Raw genomic sequence first — 20,073 nt, forward strand, 5'->3', positions numbered from 1 at the left:
CGGAAAATGGGGACGTACCCCATTTTCCGAGAAACATTGCGTGAAAAATGGGGTACGTCCCCATTTTGTTTTTACGCCACAGACTGTTACGGCCCCCCGCCGAGCACCTTGTCCGGCGTCATCGGCGTGCTGCGCAGCCGCTTGCCGGTGGCGTGCCAGATGGCGTTGCTGATCGCGGCGGCCACGCCGACCAGGCCGATTTCCCCCACGCCCTTGGCGCCCAGCCGGCTGACGATCCGGTCGTCTTCCTCGACGAAGATCACGTCCATCGCATGGATGTCGGCATTCACCGGCACGTGGTATTCGGCATAGTTGTGGTTCATGAAGCGGCCCAGCCGGTGGTCGGCATACGACTCTTCGTGCAGCGCCTGGCTGATGCCCCACACGATGCCGCCGGTGATCTGGCTGGTTGCCGTCTTCGTGTTCATGATGCGGCCGGCGGCGATCGCGCTGGTGACACGCGTCACGCGCACCATGCCGGTCTGCTCGTCGACACGCACTTCGACGAATACTGCGGAGTGCACCAGCCGGCGGAACTTGCGCTGCTTGAGCATGTTGGGCAGCATCAGGTATTTTTCTTCCAGCTTGACCAGCCCGCTGTCGTTCATGATCGCGCTCAAAGGCAGCGCCGCTTCTTGCCGGTGCTTCAGCCGCAGCGTGCCGCCAACGAATTCCACGTCCTTCAGTTTCACGTCGGCGAACGGCGAGCCGCGCAGCTTCTGTGCGTGCTTGAACAGGGTCTTCTGCAGCTTTTCGCAGACGCCGGCGACGGCCGATCCCACCGTGGTCACGTGCGACGAGCCGCCCTCGATCGGTGCCACCGGCAGCGTGGAGTCGCCCAGCTGGAACGTTACGTCTTCCAGCGGCAGGCCCATCGCTTCGGCGGCGATCATCGCCATCACGGTGTAGGTGCCGGTACCGATGTCGGTGGCGGCGCTGGAGACCACCAGCTTGCCGTCCGCATGCAGCACCGCGCTGGCGCGGGCGAACATCTGCATCGCATCCCAGACGCCGGTCGCCATGCCCCAGCCGACGAGCTCCGTGCCTTCGCGCCGCGAACGCGGTTCCAGCGGCCGCTGGTCCCAGCCGAACTGCTTCGCGCCCAGCTCGTAGCAGGCGCGCAGTTCCTTGCTGGAGTAGGGCTTGTCCTCGATCGGCACGCGCTCGGCGTAGTTCTTCAGGCGCAGTGCCAGCGGGTCCATCTTCAGCGCGTACGCCAGTTCGTCCATCGCCACTTCGAGCGCATGCACGCCATGCGCCGCGCCGGGAGCGCGCATGTCGATCGGCGTGTACTGGTCGAGTTTCACCAGTTTGTAGTCGAGCTTGATGTTGTCGCAGGCGTACAGCAGGCCCGACCAGTTGACGACCACTTCCACGTAATCCTCGATCGGCGAGGTTTCGGCGATCGCCTGGTGCCAGATCGCGCGCAGCGTGCCATCGCGCTCGGCGGCCAGCTTGACCCGCTGCACGGTTTCCGGCCGGTGGCCGAAGGTGAACATCTGCTGGCGCGTCAGCACCACCCGCACGGAGCGCTTCAGGTGCAGCGCAGCCATCACGGCCAGCGTGAGCTGGTACTGCGGCCGCAGGCCGGAACCGAACGCGCCGCCCACGTAGGTATTGCGCACGGTGACCTTGTTCTTCGACAGGCCGAACACGTGCGACACGTACCAGCGGCTGTTCTGCGAACTCTGCGTCTTGTCGTAGATGGTGAGGTGGCCGTCCTCACCGCGGATCACGGTGGAGGCGAACAGTTCCATCGGATTGTGGTGCTCCACGCCGCTGTAGAATTCCGCGTCGATCTTCACGGGGGCGGCATCGAAGGCGGCGTCGGTATCGCCTTTCTCGTCCGGCGGCGGCTCGAAGCCCGCCTTCAGCGGCTTCGGCTTGTAGGCGCGGTCAAGGTTGGCCGAGAGCTTGGTGCCGTGCGGCTCGGCGGCGATCTCGAACGTCACCAGCGACGCCGCATACCGCGCCGCCTCGAACGTTTCCGCCACCACCAGGGCCAGCGGCTGGCCGCTGTACATCACATGGTCGTCGTACAGCGGGCGGAACGGCGAGCCGGCCGGCGCCGTCATGTCCTTGTAGGCGATGTCGAACGAGCGGATCTTCGGGCGGTTCTTGTGCGTTAAAACCTCCACCACGCCGGCGACCGCCAGCGCGGCGCGCGTGTCGATCGACACGATCCTGCCCTTGGCGGCCGGCGAGCTGACGACCACGCCGTACGCCAGGTCCGGTGCCGGATGTTCGGCGGCGTATTTCGCCTGGCCCGTCACCTTGGCGCGGCCATCCACCCGCGAGACCGGCGTGCCGGTGCGGACGGCGCCCGTGCCGCGGTCCGCCGTCGGCGCCTGCAATGCTTCGATCAGATCCGTCATTGGCCTTCTCCTGCGTCGATATCCTGGTTTGTCACCGTTCCCCGGCTGGCCACGTGCAGCGCGCGCACGATGGCGTTGCGGGCCAGCGGAATCTTGAAGTCGTTGGCGCCGCGTCCCACGGCGCCGTGCAGCAGCGCGTCGGCCACGCGGCCGAACACTTCGTCGCCCGGCACGGCGCCTTCCAGCAGCTGCTCCGCTTCCGGCAGGCGCCATGGCTTGTGGGCCACGCCGCCCAGCGCGATGCGGGCGCCGGCGATCCTGCCGTCGTCGCCTATGTCCAGCGCGGCCGCCACCGACACCAGCGCGAAGGCGTACGACAGCCGTTCGCGCAGCTTCAGGTAAGCGGAATGCGCGACGAACCTCGACGCATCGGGCAATGCAATGCCGGTGATCAGTTCATCGGGCTCCAGCGTGGTGTCGATGTCGGGCCGGTCGCCGGGCAGCCGGTGGAACTCGGCGAACGGGATCTCGCGCTTGCCGCGCACCGACTCCACGCGCACCACCGCTTCCAGCGCGGCCAGCGCCACGCACATGTCGGAAGGGTGGGTGGCGATGCATTGTTCGCTGGCACCCAGGATCGCGTGCTGGCGCGTGATGCCGCCGTTGGCGGAACAGCCGGTGCCTGGCGTGCGCTTGTTGCAGGGCGTCGCCACGTCGTAGAAATACCAGCAGCGGGTGCGCTGCAGCAGGTTGCCGCCGTTGCTGGCCATGTTGCGCAACTGCGGCGAGGCGCCGGCCAGGATCGCGGCCGACAGCAGCGGATAGCGCGCTTCCACCAGCGGGTGGTACGCGGTGTCGGCGTTACGGGCGAGGGCGCCCAGCAGCAGGCCGCCATCCGGGGTTTCCTCGATGGCGTCCAGTGGCAGCCGGTTGATGTCGACCAGGTGCGGCGCGATCGTCACGCCTTCCTTCATCAGGTCGAGCAGGTTGGTGCCGCCGGCAACGAAGCGGATCTCATGTTGATTGGCGGTCCTGTCGCGGGCATTGGCGTTCGCGGCAATGTCTTGCAGTGCGGCCTCCACGGTGGCCGGGCGGTCGTAGGCGAACGGGTTCATGCCGGCACCGTTCCGGTAATGACGGGGCCTTCGGCATTGTCGCTGTCCTCCGGCACCCCGGCCGCCTGGGACACGGCGCGCAGGATCTGCGGATAGGCGCCGCAGCGGCAGATGTTCCCGCTCATCAGCTCGCGCACCTGGGCCGAACTGGTGGCGCGGCCCTCGTGGATCAGGCCGACCGCCGAACAGATCTGCCCCGGCGTACAGTAGCCGCACTGGAAGGCATCGTGCTCGATGAATGCCTGCTGCACCGGATGCAGCGCCGCGCCCTGTGCCAGGCCCTCGATCGTGGTGACCTCGCGGCCGTCGTTCATTACGGCCAGCGTCAGGCAGGAATTGATGCGGCGGCCGTCGACCAGCACCGTGCAGGCGCCGCACTGGCCGTGGTCGCAGCCCTTTTTCGTGCCTGTCAAACCCAGGCGCTCGCGCAACAGATCGAGCAGGGTGACCCAGGTTTCGATGTCCATCGTGTGCTGTTGCCCGTTGACGGTGATCGTCAGCGGGCAGCGCGGGGAAGCTCCCATGGCGTGCCCTTTCAGTCTATTTCATGAAAGGCATCACGGTAGCGCGCACATCGGCCGCGCTTGGTGCGCGCACACACACAGATATTTCGCGAAAAGAAAAAAGCGCTGTCACCTGAACCTGTGGAAGTTTCGCCAGGTCATCAAGAAACGGAGCAATTGCCGCACAGCGCGGCGATCAGGCAGTCAGCCGGAGCCAGCCAGCGCTGCCCGTCGAGGCCATGGCGCCAGCCCAGGTAGTTCGGCAGGTATTTGCTCGCCACGCCATTGAACCGCGACAGCCAGCCATGAAAGCGGCTGTGATAGCCGTTCACATGTTGCAGGTGGATGGCGCCGCGGGTGCGCATGCCTGCCCTCAAATTGACAGCTTCATGCACGATGCCGGCACGGCGCGCGAACGTGCGGTACGCGGCAGCGCTGTCCGACACCAGCAGGACATCGGCGGCAAGGACTGGCGACAGGTGGCTCTCGAGCTGCCGCGCCGTGACCAGGCCGCGGCCGCAGACGAAATCCCGGGTTTTCCCGTCACGGTCGCGTGCCACGAGAATGCAGTCGAGTTCGTTGGAGATGCCGCGCCGCCTGGCCTTGCCGCCACGCCGGCCGGTCCAGGTGCCGGCTGCCTTTTTGCGATTCGAGCAAATAGGTCTCATCCGCCTCGACGATGCCTTGCAGCCGGGGTGGCCGGTCGTGCCGTGCGCTGCCCATGAAACGATGGCGCCAGCGAAAGCTGGTATTGCGGTGGATACCGGTGGTTTTGGCGGCGCCCCGGACGGTGCGCGAATCGAGCACCGCCTGCAGGAACGGCAGCCATTTTCCGCGCAGGCGCAGAAAAGCGAACGGTGTACCGGTCAAGGCATTGAAAGTACGGCGGCACGTCAGGCAGCGGTAGCGTTGCAGGCCGCCAGTGCTGCCGTGACGGTGGATGCAAGTAGCTGCGCAATGCGGACAACGGTCGCAGGGCCGGCCGAACTTTTCGATCAGTTCCAGGCAGGCCGCCAGTGACGAGGCCGACTCGAGCAGGGCGCGCAATGTCGCCAGCTGGACGCCGGAGAACCCGTCGAGTTGCCCGCGCAATCGTTCCAGCAAGCTGTTGAAAACGCCGTCATGCATCGCCGCCTCCATCGTTAATACGATCTGAGACAGCGATTGCAGCGAATGGTTCAGCTCACCCCACAGGCTCGGGTGACAGCGCCAAGAAAAAAGCCCGCAGTTCGCACTGCGGGCCCGAGGGTACAACGAGGTGTTCTTGATTGTTATTCCGGCACTCCGGGAGAACCGAAGCGTTGAAATCTGTTACTGATAATAGACAGGATTTTTCAAAATTTCAAGAAGGAAATCCGCACTTCAAGTGGGAAATGTCCCATTCATGCAACAACGCCACCGGTGCGCTTGCCGCGGCGGCGCCATGCGGCGGTGCCCACGACGGCAAGGCCGGCCAGCACCATCGGCAGCGTTGCCGGCTCCGGTACTGGCAGCAGCGCCACGTTACCGGCCGACTCGCGGCCGAAGAACACCAGGTTCGAGAAGCCGGGTACATTGCCGCCGGTGTTCTGCCATTCGATCTGCCAGGTACCGTTCAGCGTCTGGCCGCCGGCCACCGTCTGGTTTTCAAACAGGAAGGCGGTGCTGGCATTGGACGCATGGATCGCCACGGTCAGGTCGAGGACGGCGTCAGTGGCCTTGCTGGTATTCGTGATCGTCCAGGTGCCGCTGGTGCTGCCCGCGCCGGTGAAGGAAAAAGCGAACAGGTCGTTCTTGTCCTTGTCCACCAGATTGCCCGTGCCTTCCACGGTGCCCAGCACGCTCCACGCGCCGGTGCCGAACGCGCCCGCGAAGCCGGCCGTGTTACCGCCATGCTGCATCGGGTTTTCGGCGGAAAAGGCGAACCTGTCCGCGCCGACTTTTTCCAGTTTCACATCGTCCGCGCTGGCGTTGCCGATCGACGGTGCCTTCTCTTCTTGCACGGTATTGCCGGTACCCTGGCCAGCATTGCTGCTGCCGTGGCTGTTATTGCTGCTGCCGTGGCTGCTGCTGCTGCTGCTGCTGCTGTTATTGCTGCTGTTGTTCTTGGCATGCGCGGCCGCGCCAACCGCCAGCGCCGTGCACAGCAGCAGCGTTTTCGTCATCGTCGTGTAGTTCATAACATCCTGGAAGGGTGCTCTGTCGGGGCGGGGGCAGAGGTGGAAGGATGGCAACCATTGGGCCATGTCCAGCAGTCTACCCAAAGTTAAATCTTATTTCAACAAGGAATTAATAGTTGCCTGCTTAAAACACAATTTAAAACACAATCTAAAACACAATCCAAAACACAAACCTGTGCGGTCCGTCCGGGATCGCCTGCCAGCGTGGCTCCCCGCTTGCGCCATGCATGGCATGCTTGCCGTGTCGCGACGCCGGCCAGCCGGACCGGCGCCCGCCATCCCTTGGATGAGGAGTAGGCCATGCAATGGTTTCGTGACCTGAAGATCGCCCGCAAGCTGCTGATCGCGTTTGCCGTCGTGCAGTTGATGATGCTGGTGCTCGGCATCGCATGCCTTCAGTCGATGTCGCGCATCAACCAGGCGTCCGACGACCTGGCGGAGAACTGGCTGCCGAGCGTGCGTGCCGTGATGCAGGTGCGCGCCGACGTGGGCGACCTGCGGCGCCAGGAGCTGGCGTTCCTGATGGCCGAGGATCCGGAGGAAAGGAACCGCATCGTCCAGCAGATGGAAACCCTGATGGCGGCGTCGCGAACCAACCTGGATAACTACGCAAAGCTGATCTCCAGCGCCGAGGAGCGCGCGCTGTTCGACAGTTTTCGCGGCAGCTGGCAATCGTTTCTGGTCGAGCACGGCAATCTGATGGCACTGGCCCGCGCCGGCAACGGCGACGAAGCCAGGGCCGTCTCCAACGGTCCCGCGTCGCGCATGCTGCGCGAAATCAACGGTACGCTCGAGCAGCTCGTGCGCCTGAACGTGGAAGGCGGCGACCGTGCCAGCGCGGCGGCCACGCAGCTGTACGAGAACACGCGGATGTGGACGATCGTGCTGCTGGCGGGCGCGGTCACGGCCGGCATCGCCCTGGCGCTGTGGGTGGCCGGCATCGTCGCGAAGCCCTTGCGCGAAGCGGTCGACGTGGCGCGCACCGTGGCCGGTGGCGACCTGACACGGTCGATCCACGTGCGTTCGCGCGACGAGACGGGCGAATTGATGGCGGCGCTGCAGGACATGACGGCCAGCCTGCAAAGCCTGGTGGCACAGGTGCGTGCCGGCACCGAGACGATTTCCACCGCGTCCGGCCAGATCGCGGCCGGCAACCAGGACTTGTCGTCGCGCACCGAGCAGCAGGCCAGCTCGCTGGAGGAAACGGCGTCGTCGATGGAGGAGCTGACGTCGACGGTGCGCCAGAACGCCGACAACGCGCGGCAGGCCAACCAGCTGGCGCAGTCGGCATCCGGCATCGCCGTGCGCGGCGGGCAGGTGGTGGGCGAAGTGGTCGGCACGATGGCGTCGATCAATGCGGCGTCGCAGCGCATCGTGGAGATCATCGGCACCATCGACAGCATCGCGTTCCAGACCAATATCCTGGCGCTGAACGCGGCCGTGGAAGCGGCCCGTGCCGGCGAGCAGGGCAGGGGCTTCGCCGTCGTCGCTACCGAGGTGCGCAACCTGGCGCACCGCTCGGCCGCCGCGGCGAAGGACATCAAGCAGCTGATCGGCGATTCGGTCGAGAAGGTCGATGCGGGTGCGCGCCTCGTCGACGAAGCCGGCAATACGATGCGCGACATCGTGGCCAGCATCGCGCGGGTATCGGATATCGTCAGCGAGATCAGCGCCGCCAGCAACGAACAGAGCGCCGGTATCGAGCAGGTCAACGAGGCGGTGGTGCAGATGGACCAGGCCACGCAGCAGAATGCCGCGCTGGTCGAAGAGTCGGCCGCCGCCGCCGAGGCGATGCAGCGGCAGGCCACGCGGCTGGCCGAACTGGTCGCCACGTTCCGCGTCAACGCCGATGCGATGGCGGGGGTTGCCGCCCAGGCGGTCGTGGCGCCGGTACGGGCCGCGGCCGCGCGTCCGGCGCTGCCCCGGATGGGCGGGAAAGACGAGTGGGAGACGTACTAGCTGAACCCCGGCCGGCCCTCAGGCCTCCGCCGCCGCGACCACCACGCCGTTCTTGCCCCGCAGCTTGGCCTTCGCCAGCGCCTCCTCGGCGCGCCGCAACAGTTCCTCGCGGCCTTCGGACAGCGGCCGCAGCGCGGCCACGCCGATGCTGACGGTGAGCTTGCCCAGCGGCGAGTCCTCGTGCGGCATGGCGAGCGCGGCCACGTCGGCGCAGATCGCCTGCGCTTCGTTCTGCGCGGCGGCCGCGTCGCCGGCCACCCACAGCAGCACGAATTCCTCGCCGCCGTGGCGGGCCAGGAAGTCGGTGGTGCGCCGCGCGTGCCGCGCCAGCACCTCGGCCACCGCGCGCAGTGCGGCATCGCCGGCGGCATGCCCGTAGCGCTCGTTGTATTGACGGAACCAGTCCAGGTCCACCATCGCCAGCGCCAGCACCTGGCCGGTGCGCGCCGCGCGGCGCCACTCGGCATCGAGCCGGGCATCGAAGGCGCGGCGGTTGGTCACGCCCGTCAGCCCGTCCGTCGTCGATTGCGCCGCCAGTTTCAGGTGCGACTCTTCGAGCGCGGCGGTGCGCGCCCGCACCAGGTCTTCCAGCGAACGGTTGACGCGCTTGAGCCGGCGCACGCGCCAGTGCCAGGCGGCCCACAGCAGCAGCAGCGCCAGCGCGGCGGCCAGCATGCGGAACCACCATGTTTCCCAGAACGGCGGCGTGATCGTCACCGTCAGCGTGACCGGCTCCGAGCTCCACTGGCCGCGGTGGTTCGCCGCCTTCACGCGGAACACATAGCGCCCCGGATCGAGGTTGGTGTAGGTGGCGGCACGGCGCGAGGCATCCGTTTCCACCCAGTCGCGGTCGAAGCCTTCGAGCCGGTACGCGTAGCGGTTCAGTCCCGGTTCCGTGTAATGCAGCGCCGCGAATTCGATCGAGAATGCCGGCGTGCGGGAGGACAGCGTCAGCGCGCGCGGTGCCGTGACCGTGCCGTCCAGCGTCACGCCGGCGTGCGGGCCCGGTTCGGCCAGCGAGCGGTTGTAGACCTTGATGTCGGTAATGGACAGCTGCGGCGGAACCGACTGGCTGCGCACGTCGCGCGGCGACACCGCCGTCAGGCCGTGCACGCCGCCGAAGTACAGGATGCCGTCCGGTCCCGGCGTCGACGAATTGACGGTGAAGCCGTCGGTCATGCCGTCTGCCGCCGTGTACAGCGTGGCCTTCGCCGTCGCGGGATCGATGCGGAACAGGCCGACGATCGTGCTGGCCCACAGCTGGTCGTCCAGGTCGCTGCGGATCGACAGGATCTTGGCACCGCGGGTCGCTTCGGTGTACGAGCGGAACGTGATCGAATCGCCGGACTGTACCACCTGCTGCAAGCCTTTCGCGGTGCCGATCCAGATACGGCCCAGCGAATCCTCGTGCAGCGACGAGATGTTGTCGTCGGCCAGGCTGCCGGGCGCGTCGGCGCGGGTGAAGTGGCGGAACTTGCCGGTCTTCGGATCGAGCAGGTCGAGGCCGCCGCCATTCCACTCGGAACCCATCCATACCCGGCCGGCCCGGTCTTCCAGCACGGACGAGGTGCCGTTGACGGCGCGGCTGGCCGGGTCGGCCGGGTCGTTCTGGAACATCCGGTGCTGGCCGGTGGCCGGTTCGTAGCGGATCAGGCTGTTGCCGGTGGCCAGCCACAGGATACCGCCGCGGCCCGGCGCGATCGCGTTGATGTAATTGCTGGCCGGATTGCCGAACTGGATCACCTTGAACGGCCCGGCCGGGTTGTCCAGGCGGTTCAGGCCATTCGAGGTGCCGGCCCACAGCGGTCCGTCGGCACCCTGGTACAGGCTGTAGACGATATTTTGCGACAGCGAGCCCGGCTGGCGCGGATCGGAGGTGTAGCGCCGCACCACGGTATTGGCGGCCGGGTCGAACAGGCTGATGCCCACATTGCCGCCCAGCCAGAGCTTGCCGTCCGGCGCGCGCGCCACGGCCAGCACCTCGTTACTGACCGCGACACCGCTGGGCGCGCCATGCTGCGGCACGTAGCGGGCGAAGCCGCTGCTGTTCAGGTTGACGAGACTGATGCCGTCGGTGAACGTGGCCACCCACAGCATGCCGCTGCGGTCCTGCAGCATTGCCCGCGTGCTGTCGCCCGGCAGCGAATACGGGTCGTTCGGCGTGTGGCGGTATTGCGTGAACGTGCCCGCTGCCGCGTTCCAGCGCAACAGGCCGGCGGAAAGCGTAGTGGCCCACAGCGTGCCGCTGCGGTCGATATAGAAGCTGGTCACGCGGCTGTTCGGCGCCGGCACCTGCTTGCGGGTGCTCCAGTCCCCCTTGCCATCCCAGCGCAGTACGCCGCTCTCGGTGCCGATCCACAATGCGCCGCCGGCATCGAAGTGCAGCGCACGGACGATGTTGGTGCGCGGATCGGCCGACCCGGCGGGGTCGACATGGTGATGGACGAATTCGGTACCGCCCGGCGGCAGGTAATCGAGGCCGCCCGGCCACGTGGCGACCCACAGCCCGCCTTGCGCATCGCGGGCGAGGGCATTCACGTCGTTGCTGGCCAGGCTGCCCGGCCGCTGCGCATCGTGCTGGTAGACCGTGAACTTGCCGGTGGCGGGATCGAAGTGCTGCAGGCCGCCCCAGCTGGCGAGCCACATGCCATCCCTGCCGTCGGCAACGATCTGCTTGATGATGCCGCGGTTCTTCGGGCCCTGCGGCGCCGCGTACACGGTGAAATCGTTGCTTGCCGGATTGAACAGCGCGAGGCCGTCCTGCGTGCCGGCCCAGATGCGGCCCTGCCGGTCTTCGAAGAGCGTGGAGACACGGTCGTGCGGCAGGCTTTTCGGATCGTTGGCCCGGCTCTGGTAGCGCACCACGCCGTAGCCGTTGTAGCGGTACAGGCCGTTCACGTGGGTGCCGATCCACATGAAGCCCTGGCGGTCCTGCAGCAGCGACAGCATGGACGGCTCGTCGTGGCCGAGCGGCCCCAGTTTCTTGAAACGCAGCGTCGGCGGTGCGGCCGTTTCGGCCAGCGCCGCCGGAGGCGGGGACGCCAGCATCACGAGCACGGTGAGGGCTGACATTGCGGCGGCCCGCAGCGGCCGCGCGAGGTAGAGGATGGGAGCGCGCATCTGGCGATTATGCCAGTATTTGTTTTCCTTTCATGCAATAAAATGCCGCTCTGTACGGCTATTCTGTGCGTATCCCGCTTGAAACAGGTATTATTCGGGGTTGTCCGTCCAGCCCGCGGGGTTGGCCTTCCAGCCAGCAAGGCCGGCCGCCCAAGCCCCCCAGGCTGGCCGCCAGGGCCCTGCGAGCTTGAGCCTCAGCGGGGTTGGCAGTCCCGGTCACAGCAGTAGTTTTTTATCGGAAAGCACGGTCGCACGACCAATCATTTATGTCTGACATCGAAACAACCGCCCAGCCTGCGGCGCCCGCCCAGGTGCGTTTCTCCGACTTCGGCCTCTCTCCCGACATCCAGCGTGCCCTGACCGAACAGGGCTATGAGCACCCGACGCCGATCCAGGCGCAGGCGATTCCCGTGGTGTTGCAGGGGCGCGACGTCATGGGTGCGGCCCAGACCGGTACCGGTAAAACCGCCGGCTTTTCGCTGCCGATCATCCAGCTGCTCCTGGCGCATGCGAACGCGAGCATGAGCCCGGCGCGCCATCCGGTGCGCGCGCTGGTGCTGGCGCCGACCCGCGAACTGGCCGTGCAGGTGGCCGAGAACGTCGCGAACTATTGCAAGCACACGCCGCTGCGCTCGACCGTGGTATACGGCGGCGTCGACATCAAGCCGCAGGCCGCCATCATGCGCGGCGGCGTCGAGATCGTGATCGCCACGCCGGGCCGCCTGCTGGACCACGTGGAACAGAAAAACATCTCGCTGTCGCAGGTGCAGATGCTGGTGATGGACGAGGCGGACCGCATGCTCGACATGGGCTTCCTGCCGGACCTGCAGCGCATCATCAACCTGCTGCCGAAACAGCGCCAGAACCTGATGTTCTCGGCCACGTTCTCGCCCGAGATCAGGAAGCTGGCATCGACCTTCCTGAACGACCCGGTCACCATCGAAGTCGCGCGCAGCAATGCCACGGCCGACAAGGTCACCCAGGTGGTCTACAAGGTCACCGAGGAAAACAAGCGCGAAGCCGTCGCCCATATCCTGCGCCAGCGCGAGCTGAAACAGGTGATCGTGTTCTCGAACACGAAGATCGGCGCATCGCGCCTGGCGCGCGGCCTGGAGCAGGAGGGCATGAAGGCTTCCGCGATCCACGGCGACAAGACGCAGCAGGAACGCATGGCCGCGCTGGATGCGTTCAAGCGCGGCGAAGTGGACGTGCTGGTGGCCACCGACGTGGCGGCGCGCGGCCTCGACATCTCCGACCTGCCGTGCGTGATCAACTACGACCTGCCGTACAACGCGGAAGACTATGTGCACCGGATCGGCCGTACCGGCCGCGCCGGCGCCTCGGGCGATGCGATCTCGATCTACTCCGACAAGGACGAGCGCCTGCTGGCCGACATCGAAAAGCTGATCAAGCAGACCATCAAGCGCGGCGAACTGGAAGGCTTCCGTCCGGGCGCGCGCGCCGGCGGGGAACGGGGCGGCGAATATAATGGTGAAAGAAGCGGTGAAAGAAGCGGTGAACGAAGCGCTGAACGCCGTCCGCCGCGCCGCGGTGCCGAGGGCGAGCGCCCGCCGGCCGCCAGCTATGCCGGCAACGGCCGCCCGGGCCCCGGCGCCGACCGCGGCCCGCGCCCGTCCGGTCCGCGCCGCGACAAGGTCGACCCATGGTTCCTGAAACCGTACGAGCCGAGCCGTCCGAACGCCGCCACGACCACATCCACGCCGTCGTCCTCGTCGCCAGCGAAACCCAAGCCGAGGCTGGCAGCGCTGCTCGGCGGCCTGCGCAAGGAATGAGTTGCAGGCAATAAGTTACAAGGCATGAAAAAAGCGGGCAAAGCCCGCTTTTTTTTCGGCATGCCGGCGGGCACTTGGCTACAGCGCTTCCTTCAACGCCGTCACCACGCGCGGCAGGTGCTCTTCCAGTCCCACCCACAGCGGCAGCCGCAGCAGGCGGTCCGACAGGTCGCTGGTCAGCGGAAGTTCGCCGTGCGAACGGCCCAGGCGCAGGCCGGCCGGCGCGCTGTGCAGCGGCACGTAGTGGAACACGCTGAGGATGCCCTGCGCCTTCAGGCTGGCGATCACGCGGGTCCGGTGTTCCAGCGAGTCGAGCAGGATGTAGTACATGTGGGCGTTGTGCACGCAGCCTTCCGGCACGCGCGGGCGCCGCAGCAGTCCTTCCGCTTCCATCGGCGCCAGTGCCGCGTCGTACTGGTTCCACAGCGCCAGCCGCCGTGCCGTGATCGAATCGGCTTCCTCCATCTGCGCCCACAGGAACGCGGCGATCACCTCGCCGGGCAGGTAGGACGAGCCGATGTCGACCCAGGTGTACTTGTCCACCTGGCCGCGGAAGAACTGGCTGCGGTTGGTGCCTTTTTCCCGGATGATCTCGGCGCGCTCGGCGTACAGCGGATCGTTGACCAGCAGGGCGCCGCCTTCGCCGGCGATGATGTTCTTGGTTTCATGGAACGAATACGCGCCCATGTGCCCGATCGAGCCGAGCGGCCGGCCCTTGTAGGTGGACATGATGCCCTGTGCCGCGTCCTCGACCACGACCAGGCCGTGGCGGCCTGCGATGTCCATGATCGTGTCCATTTCGCAGGCTACCCCGGCGTAGTGCACCGGCACGATCATGCGCGTGCGCGGCGTGATCGCCGCTTCGATCTTCGTTTCGTCGATGTTCAGCGTGTCGGCCCGCACGTCGACGAACACCGGCACCGCACCGCGCAGCGCGAACGCGTTGGCGGTCGACACGAACGTATACGACGGCATGATGACCTCGTCGCCTTCCTTCAGGTCCGCCAGCAGGGCCGCCATCTCGAGGGCCGCAGTGCACGAGTGGGTCAGCAGCGCGCGCCGCGCGCCGGTGGTCTGCTCCAGCCACGCGTGGCACTTCTTGGTGAACACGCCATCGCCGGACAGGTGGCCGTTGGTGTGTGCCTGGGCAATGTGCCACAGTTCCCGGCCCGTCATGAAAGGCTTGTTGAAGGGGATTTGCGGTTGCATGTTGGTCCTTGGGTCAGGTGACGATTCGGTGGTAGACATCCTGCGGCGCGTCGAAGGCGAAGCCCAGCGACGCATACAGGTTGAGGACGGCCACGTTGGCCGCCGAGATGGAACTGGTGACTTCTGCATGGCCGGCGTCGAACAGCGCCATCGCGGCGAGGTGCCACCAGTGCTTCGCCAGGCCCTTGCCGCGGCATTCGGGCGCCACCGCGTGCAGCACCAGCGAGGCGCCGCTGACGGCGATGAAGCCGGACAGCACGCCGTCGGCATACAGGCCCCAGGCATTGCCCGCGGCGAGCAGCTGGCGCAGCCAGTCGTCGTAGCGGCGGTCCGCGCCGGCGCGTTCGAGCAGGAAGTCGCGGTGGAAGCGGCCGTGCGCGAAAGCGCCATGGCAGACCGCCAGCGCCGCCTGCGCATCGGGGTGGTCCGCGCCGATGCGCGCGATCGCCAGGCCGGCGCGCGGCGGCACGTCGCGCAGCCGGGCGCGCGTGGCGCGCGTGGCCAGCAGCGTATCGCAGTAGTGGAAGCCGTGGCGCTGCAACAGCGCCTTGTCGGCCAGCGGGTCGACCTTGATCGTCTGCAGGCCGGGCTGGCCGTCGGCCGCCGCCAGCGCCGCCGCGGAGTATTCGGTCAGCTCCCAGGCCGGCATGGCGAAGGCGGCCGCGTCGTAGGGGGCGGCCTTGCAATAAACCGTGCTGCCAGCAGCCGCATCAGTCATCGGATCCTCCCGCGTTCGGCGTCAGGCGCCGCACCACGTACAGCGGCCGCTTCTTGGCTTCATCGAACGCCTTGCCGAGGTAGATGCCGATGATGCCGAGAATGCCGATGATCAGGCCGCCGATGAAGTACAGCGAGACGATCAGGCTGCTCCAGCCGGGCACGGCCGAGCCCTGCAGCAGTGCGCGGCCGAGGATGAAGCTGCCGAACAGGAAGGACACGCCGGCCATCGTCAGGCCCAGCCGCGCCGCCATGCGCAGCGGCTTGTCCGAATAGGCGATGATCGTATCGGCGGCCAGCTTGAACAGCTTGGAGAACGTGTAGCTGGATGTGCCTTCCAGCCGTTCGGCATGCTGGACGCGGATGCCGGTGGTGGGGAAACCCAGCCACTGCACGTGGCCGCCGAAGAAGCGCAGCTGCTCGCGCATCTTCGTGAAGTTCTTCACGACCTTGCGCGACATGATGCGGAAGTTGCCGCTGTCGCCGTCGAAATCGATATCGGCCAGGTAGCTGAAGATGCGGTAGAACAGCCAGGACGTGGCACGCTTGAGCAGCGGATCCTGCCGCTCGCCGCGCAGCGCCAGTACCACGTCATAGCCTTCCTGCGCCTTGGCATACAGGCGCGGGATCTCTTCCGGCGCATCCTGCAGGTCGCAGTCCATCACTACCACCCAGTCGCCGCGGCAGATGTCGAGGCCGGCCGTGATGCCGTAGTGCTGGCCGAAATTGCGCGAGAACTGCAGCCCGACCACGCGGGGATCGGCGGCGGCGAGCCGCTCGATCACGTCCCACGAGCGGTCCGGGCCGCAATCCTCCACCAGCACGATCTCGAAGTGGGGCGACACCGTCTCGATGGCATCGCGCAGCCGGCGGTACAGTTCGTCGAGCATCTTTTCCGCCCGGTAGACGGGGATGACGACGGATATCAGGGGGGTGTTCGCTTGCATTGTCTCTCCATGGCCGCACTGCGCGGCCGGCTCTCTGTCTTGTTGATGCTCTCGCCGGTTCATCTGGCGCTCTGCAGCGTGATGCCGTGCAGCGTAACCTGCCCGCTGCCGTTGCTGATGGCGCGCAGTTCCAGGTCTCTCGTGGCGCGCTTCACGTGCACGGGAACCGCCAGCCGGTGCCGCCCGGCGGCGCCCAGCGGCAGCGCGCCGTGTTCGATCGTGCCGGCGGCGGACACCACGTCGGCCGTGCCGAACGCGGTGCCGCTGCCTGCCACCTCGATGTCGAAGGTGGCGATGTAGCGCCCCGGCGCGACTGCCAGGTTCTGGCCGAACGCGAGCACGCCCGCTTCGCCGGCGCCGGCAACGATGCCGCCAGCCTGCACACGGCCGGCGAGATGGGGCATCGCGTCGTCGGCGACGAAGTGGCGCGGCTTGTCGTACCGGGTATCCCAGGCGGGCAGGTCGGCGGCGATATTGTGATCGTAGACGACGATGCGCCAGCCTTCGAAATCGAGCGTGGCGGCCGGCGCGCCGGCCCGCACCGCCATCAGGTCGGGGCGGAACGTCTTCTGTTCGTCGGTATTGAGCAACAGGAAGGTACGGCCGCGCCACGTTTCGGGTTCATACCAGCGGTCCGAACTCAGGTGCCGCATCGGCAGGGGCAGGCCGTCCTTGATCGTGATCTGGCGCAGCCGCACGCCATGGTTGGCGAGCACGGTGATCCGCCCGGCATCCCAGAATGGCGCATAGCCGTATTCCAGGCCGTGCTGGTGGAAGAACGCGATCATGCGATCCACCTGTTGCGTGTGCACGCGCCTGAAATCGGCCGCGCTCACGGGGCCATAAGTGGCCAGCGAACGGGCCGGCAGCAATGCCAGCACGACGATGGCCGCAACGCCCAGCGGCGTCACATTGCCACGCTGTTCCACGGCCATGCCGACGAAGATCACCAGCAGCACCATCAGGTGCGGTACCAGGTAGCGGATCGCGCCATCGCTGGAGCTGTACGACGTCAGCGTCGTGGCCAGCGCGAAGAAAACGGACACGGCCAGGCCGGCCAGTGCGAACCCGAGCGCGGCATCGAGGTTGGCCGCCTGCCGGCGCCAGGCGCGGCTGACCGTCCACGGCAGCAGCACGAACAGGAAGACCGCCGCCGTCACCAGGTAGATGGAGGCAACGATGCCGCGCCCGTTGATCACACGGTCGCCCGGCACCGGCAAGCCGCCAAGCAGCAGGAACAGGCCTTCGAGCAGCCGCGCGGCATTCTGCCGCATGCCTTGGGCGGTGGCGAAATAGATTGGCGCGACGTTGCCGGCGCTGTTGACCTGGCCGCGGGTGTACACGTACAGCAGCGTTCCCGCCACGGCGCCGGCCAGCAGCGCCGCGGCCAGCCAGGCATCGGCCGGGCGTGGCAGCGCACGGCGGCGCAACAGCGTCACCACGGCGGCGGCCAGCAGCGGCGCCAGGTAGTACGCCGCGGCGCGCTGCGGATTGGCCCAGAAGACGAACAGCAGGATCGCGGCCGCGGCGGCCGTCCACGCAGTGCGGCGCCGGCCCTGCGCCTGCACCGCCCGCATGCCGCAGACCAGCAGCCACACGCCCATGCAATACAGCAGGCCATATGCGGCCTGGCCATACAGGTTCTCCGCCAGGTTGGCCGACAGACCGGCACTGACGACCAGTACCGCTGCCAGCCGGGCCGTGCGCGACTGGCTCGCCAGTCCGGCCAGCAGCCAGGTCGCATGCAGCACCAGGGCCGATGCGGCCATGTCCGCCGCGGCATGGGCGGCAAAGCCGTTCGGCAGCACGAGCAGGAAGGGCAGCACCAGCGTCTGCGTGAACAGCACCCACAGGTCGCCGTTGACGTAGTTCCACTGCGCCGGGAAGTAGCTTGCCGTATCGAGCATTTCCTGCGCGAGGATGTTCTTCACCGCCGAATCGGAGTGCAGGTAGGCGCGGTAATCGACACCCAGGTACCACGCCAGCAGCAGTACGTTGCACGCGATGGCGATGTACAGCAGGCGGTTCAGGAAGGCGCGGTCGGAGAGGTGCATGCAGAATGTAAAATTTCGTAAAGGAAAATTGTAGGGGTGTTACGACACCGTGGCAAACAGTTCGTGCCACCGCCGTGGTAAGTGTTTGTAACGACCAGCTAGCGATCCGATAGGCAGGTACTCATGGCCGTGCCTTCTGCAGGGTGATGCGGTGCAGCGTCAGCCTTCCCTGTCCGGTGCTGCGTACCCGCAGTTCGACATCGCCAAGCACACGGTCCAGCGTGAACGGCACGGCGATTTGCTGCCGGCCGGCGCGGCCGATGGATGCGGCGCCATGCGTCACCGTGCCCTGGCCCGAGACCACGTCGACGCCGCCGAAATCGTTCCCGGCGCCTGCCGTGTCGAGATCGAACGTGGCGACGTAGCTGCCCCGCTGCACAGTCAGCCAGGGACCGAATGCCAGCATGCCCGCCTCGCCCTGCCGGGCAACCAGCGTGGCATCCACCGCCTGGCCGATCAGCCGCGCCGTGCCGGCGCCCGGCGTGATGGCCAGCGGGCGCCGGTACGAGATATCCCAGCCGGGCATGTCGCGGGCCAGGTTGTGCGGGTAGACGAAGATGCGCCAGTTTTCAAAGCGCAGCTCCGCTTCGGGCGCGCCGACCAGCCTGGCCAGCGCGTCCGGCTGGAACGCCGGCAGCTCGCTCTCGTCGAGCAGCAGGAAGCTGCGGCCCTGCCATGCCTCGGGGCGGTACCAGCGGTCCGAACTCAGGTGCCGTTTCGGCATCGGCAGGCCTTTGACCAGGTCGACCTGTCGGATCCGCACGGCGCCGGAGGACAGCACGGTGAACCGGCTGGCATTCCAGAACGTGGCGTAGCCGTATTCGAGGCGGTGCTGGCGCAGGAATGCCAGCAGCGCATCGGTCCGGGCCGGTACCCCCACGGCGAACAGTTTCGCGTCGGGCACGCTGTAGGCCACCGGCGCGCTGCAGGCCAGCAGTACCAGCGTGCCCGCCGCCAGGACGAGGATCGGCCGGGCGGGACCCGGCCGGTCGACGACCAGGCCCGTCGTCATGACCACCAGGCACAGCAGCGGCAGCACGAGGTAGCGGATCGAACCGTCCGGGATATTCGGATCGGACAGCGACGACGTCAGCATCAGGAACAGCGTGATGGCCAGCGCGCTCAGCGAAAATGCCAGCAGCGCCGCCAGTACCGGTTCGCGCGTGTTCCATGCGCGCCGTATCGCCCAGGGCAGGATCACGAACGTCAGCGCCAGTGCGCCAACCAGGCGGGCGGCGACACCGATGCCATACGCGGTCGTCGGTACGCTGCCCACGCGCGGCACGGCGTCGAACAGCATCAGCAGGCCCCGGAGGGTGCGGCCGGCATTGTCGATCATGCCGGGAAGGTCGAGATAGCGAACCTGGGTCAGGCCGGTGGTGGCCGTGGTGGTCGCCAGCGTGAACTGGTGCAGCGCGATGCCGGCGGCGGCAAAGGCCAACAATGCCAGGCCGGTCTTCCAGGCATCGCGTCCCGGCCGCCGGCGGGCGCGCAGCGACGGCAACAGTGCGGCAGCCAGCAGCGGTACCGCATACTGCACCACCGCGCGCTGCGGATTGCCCCAGAACGCCAGCAGCAGCACGAAGCCTGCCGCGGCGGCATAGCGCCAGCGGCGGGTGCCGCCGCTGTTCCCGGCGGCGACGGTGAAGGCGAACAGGTAGGCGCCCATGGCATACAGCAGGCCATAGGCCGCCTGGCCATACAGCGTTTCCGTCATCGTGGCCGACCAGCCAGCCGTCGCGATGACGAGCGTGACCGTGCGGGCCAGGCGCGACTGCCCGAGTGCGCCGCTCAGCATCCACGTCGCATGCAGCACCACGGCGCTGGCCAGCAAGCAGCCGCCGGCATGCACCGCCATGCCGTTCGGCAGGAACGCGGCGAAGGGCAAGGCCATGGTCTGCAGGAACAGCACCCACAGGTCCTTGTTAACGTAGTTCCACTCGGAGGGGAAATACTTGCCGGTTTCGAGGATCTCCTGCGCCAGCAGGTTCATCGCCGCCGCATCGGAATGCAGCAGGTGGCGATAGCCGAAGCACACGTACCAGACGAGCAGTGCGAGGTTGCACAGCAGGACAACACGCAGCAGTGGCAACGCCCACGGCGCGGCCGTGGTTCGGGGAGACTTCATGGCTTGAGCGGACGCAAGGAAACCGGAGATTGTATCCGGGAAATGTCTCTCTGC

At 67.1% G+C, this 20,073-nt stretch carries 12 protein-coding genes and 1 pseudogene; 2 read left to right on the forward strand and 11 right to left on the reverse strand.

Going from position 1 to position 20,073, the window contains the following annotated elements:
* Window positions 1–86: 86 nt before the first annotated feature.
* The 5 genes and pseudogenes from FHS02_RS08125 to FHS02_RS08145 all read right to left on the reverse strand — a co-directional run bounded on the left by FHS02_RS08125 (window position 87) and on the right by FHS02_RS08145 (window position 6,092).
* On the reverse strand, window positions 87–2,375 hold the full coding sequence (locus FHS02_RS08125) for a xanthine dehydrogenase family protein molybdopterin-binding subunit (protein WP_137314542.1): 2,289 nt from the start codon (window positions 2,373–2,375) through the stop codon (window positions 87–89).
* A complete protein-coding gene (locus FHS02_RS08130; RefSeq protein ID WP_137314541.1) occupies window positions 2,372–3,430 on the reverse strand; it encodes an FAD binding domain-containing protein in 1,059 nt (352 codons plus the stop codon). The genes FHS02_RS08125 and FHS02_RS08130 overlap by 4 nt, the downstream gene beginning before the upstream one ends.
* On the reverse strand, window positions 3,427–3,954 hold the full coding sequence (locus tag FHS02_RS08135) for a (2Fe-2S)-binding protein (protein WP_137314540.1): 528 nt from the start codon (window positions 3,952–3,954) through the stop codon (window positions 3,427–3,429). The genes FHS02_RS08130 and FHS02_RS08135 overlap by 4 nt, the downstream gene beginning before the upstream one ends.
* Window positions 3,955–4,094: 140 nt before the next feature.
* A pseudogene (locus tag FHS02_RS08140) lies at window positions 4,095–5,061 on the reverse strand (IS1595 family transposase).
* A 254-nt stretch (window positions 5,062–5,315) separates the two neighbouring features.
* Window positions 5,316–6,092 (reverse strand): PEP-CTERM sorting domain-containing protein, encoded by a 777-nt coding sequence (locus FHS02_RS08145; RefSeq protein WP_175424828.1) that lies wholly within the window; start codon window positions 6,090–6,092, stop codon window positions 5,316–5,318.
* 300 nt (window positions 6,093–6,392) lie between these two features.
* On the opposite strand from FHS02_RS08145, the gene FHS02_RS08150 reads away from it, so the two are divergent.
* Complete coding sequence (locus FHS02_RS08150; RefSeq protein WP_137314538.1) at window positions 6,393–8,051, forward strand: methyl-accepting chemotaxis protein; 1,659 nt, start codon at window positions 6,393–6,395, stop codon at window positions 8,049–8,051.
* 18 nt (window positions 8,052–8,069) lie between these two features.
* Here FHS02_RS08150 and FHS02_RS08155 read toward each other — a convergent pair whose 3' ends face one another.
* The gene (locus FHS02_RS08155; protein ID WP_137317490.1) at window positions 8,070–11,123 is read right to left on the reverse strand and encodes a ligand-binding sensor domain-containing diguanylate cyclase; all 3,054 of its coding nucleotides are present in this window, start codon (window positions 11,121–11,123) and stop codon (window positions 8,070–8,072) included.
* Window positions 11,124–11,437: 314 nt separating this feature from the next.
* On the opposite strand from FHS02_RS08155, the gene FHS02_RS08160 reads away from it, so the two are divergent.
* Complete coding sequence (locus FHS02_RS08160; RefSeq protein WP_137314537.1) at window positions 11,438–12,964, forward strand: DEAD/DEAH box helicase; 1,527 nt, start codon at window positions 11,438–11,440, stop codon at window positions 12,962–12,964.
* A 78-nt stretch (window positions 12,965–13,042) separates the two neighbouring features.
* Here FHS02_RS08160 and rffA read toward each other — a convergent pair whose 3' ends face one another.
* From rffA to FHS02_RS08185, 5 genes are all read right to left on the reverse strand, one after another.
* Complete coding sequence (gene rffA / locus FHS02_RS08165) at window positions 13,043–14,173, reverse strand: dTDP-4-amino-4,6-dideoxygalactose transaminase (RefSeq protein WP_137314536.1); 1,131 nt, start codon at window positions 14,171–14,173, stop codon at window positions 13,043–13,045.
* A 13-nt stretch (window positions 14,174–14,186) separates the two neighbouring features.
* Window positions 14,187–14,891: a GNAT family N-acetyltransferase gene (locus FHS02_RS08170; RefSeq protein WP_137314535.1), complete on the reverse strand. Its 705-nt coding sequence runs from the start codon at window positions 14,889–14,891 to the stop codon at window positions 14,187–14,189.
* Complete coding sequence (locus FHS02_RS08175) at window positions 14,884–15,837, reverse strand: glycosyltransferase family 2 protein (RefSeq protein ID WP_137314534.1); 954 nt, start codon at window positions 15,835–15,837, stop codon at window positions 14,884–14,886. Before FHS02_RS08175 ends, FHS02_RS08170 begins: the two co-directional genes overlap by 8 nt.
* Before the next feature lie 59 nt (window positions 15,838–15,896).
* Window positions 15,897–17,891, reverse strand: a complete 1,995-nt coding sequence (locus FHS02_RS08180) for a hypothetical protein (RefSeq protein ID WP_137314533.1) — start codon at window positions 17,889–17,891, stop codon at window positions 15,897–15,899.
* Window positions 17,892–18,012: 121 nt separating this feature from the next.
* Window positions 18,013–20,019 (reverse strand): hypothetical protein, encoded by a 2,007-nt coding sequence (locus tag FHS02_RS08185; protein WP_137314532.1) that lies wholly within the window; start codon window positions 20,017–20,019, stop codon window positions 18,013–18,015.
* Between the last annotated feature and the right edge of the window lie 54 nt (window positions 20,020–20,073).

Origin of the sequence: Pseudoduganella umbonata (assembly GCF_014192225.1) — a bacterium.
Classification (GTDB): Bacteria; Pseudomonadota; Gammaproteobacteria; order Burkholderiales; family Burkholderiaceae_D; genus Rugamonas; species Rugamonas umbonata.

Coding starts and splice junctions, on each gene's coding strand:
- FHS02_RS08125 (WP_137314542.1), bottom strand. CDS start 2,375: ATGACGGATCTGATCGAAGCATTGCAGGCGCCGACGGCGGACCGCGGC.
- FHS02_RS08130 (WP_137314541.1), bottom strand. CDS start 3,430: ATGAACCCGTTCGCCTACGACCGCCCGGCCACCGTGGAGGCCGCACTG.
- FHS02_RS08135 (WP_137314540.1), bottom strand. CDS start 3,954: ATGGGAGCTTCCCCGCGCTGCCCGCTGACGATCACCGTCAACGGGCAA.
- FHS02_RS08145 (WP_175424828.1), bottom strand. CDS start 6,092: ATGAACTACACGACGATGACGAAAACGCTGCTGCTGTGCACGGCGCTG.
- FHS02_RS08150 (WP_137314538.1), top strand. CDS start 6,393: ATGCAATGGTTTCGTGACCTGAAGATCGCCCGCAAGCTGCTGATCGCG.
- FHS02_RS08155 (WP_137317490.1), bottom strand. CDS start 11,123: ATGTCAGCCCTCACCGTGCTCGTGATGCTGGCGTCCCCGCCTCCGGCG.
- FHS02_RS08160 (WP_137314537.1), top strand. CDS start 11,438: ATGTCTGACATCGAAACAACCGCCCAGCCTGCGGCGCCCGCCCAGGTG.
- rffA (WP_137314536.1), bottom strand. CDS start 14,173: ATGCAACCGCAAATCCCCTTCAACAAGCCTTTCATGACGGGCCGGGAA.
- FHS02_RS08170 (WP_137314535.1), bottom strand. CDS start 14,891: ATGACTGATGCGGCTGCTGGCAGCACGGTTTATTGCAAGGCCGCCCCC.
- FHS02_RS08175 (WP_137314534.1), bottom strand. CDS start 15,837: ATGCAAGCGAACACCCCCCTGATATCCGTCGTCATCCCCGTCTACCGG.
- FHS02_RS08180 (WP_137314533.1), bottom strand. CDS start 17,891: ATGCACCTCTCCGACCGCGCCTTCCTGAACCGCCTGCTGTACATCGCC.
- FHS02_RS08185 (WP_137314532.1), bottom strand. CDS start 20,019: ATGAAGTCTCCCCGAACCACGGCCGCGCCGTGGGCGTTGCCACTGCTG.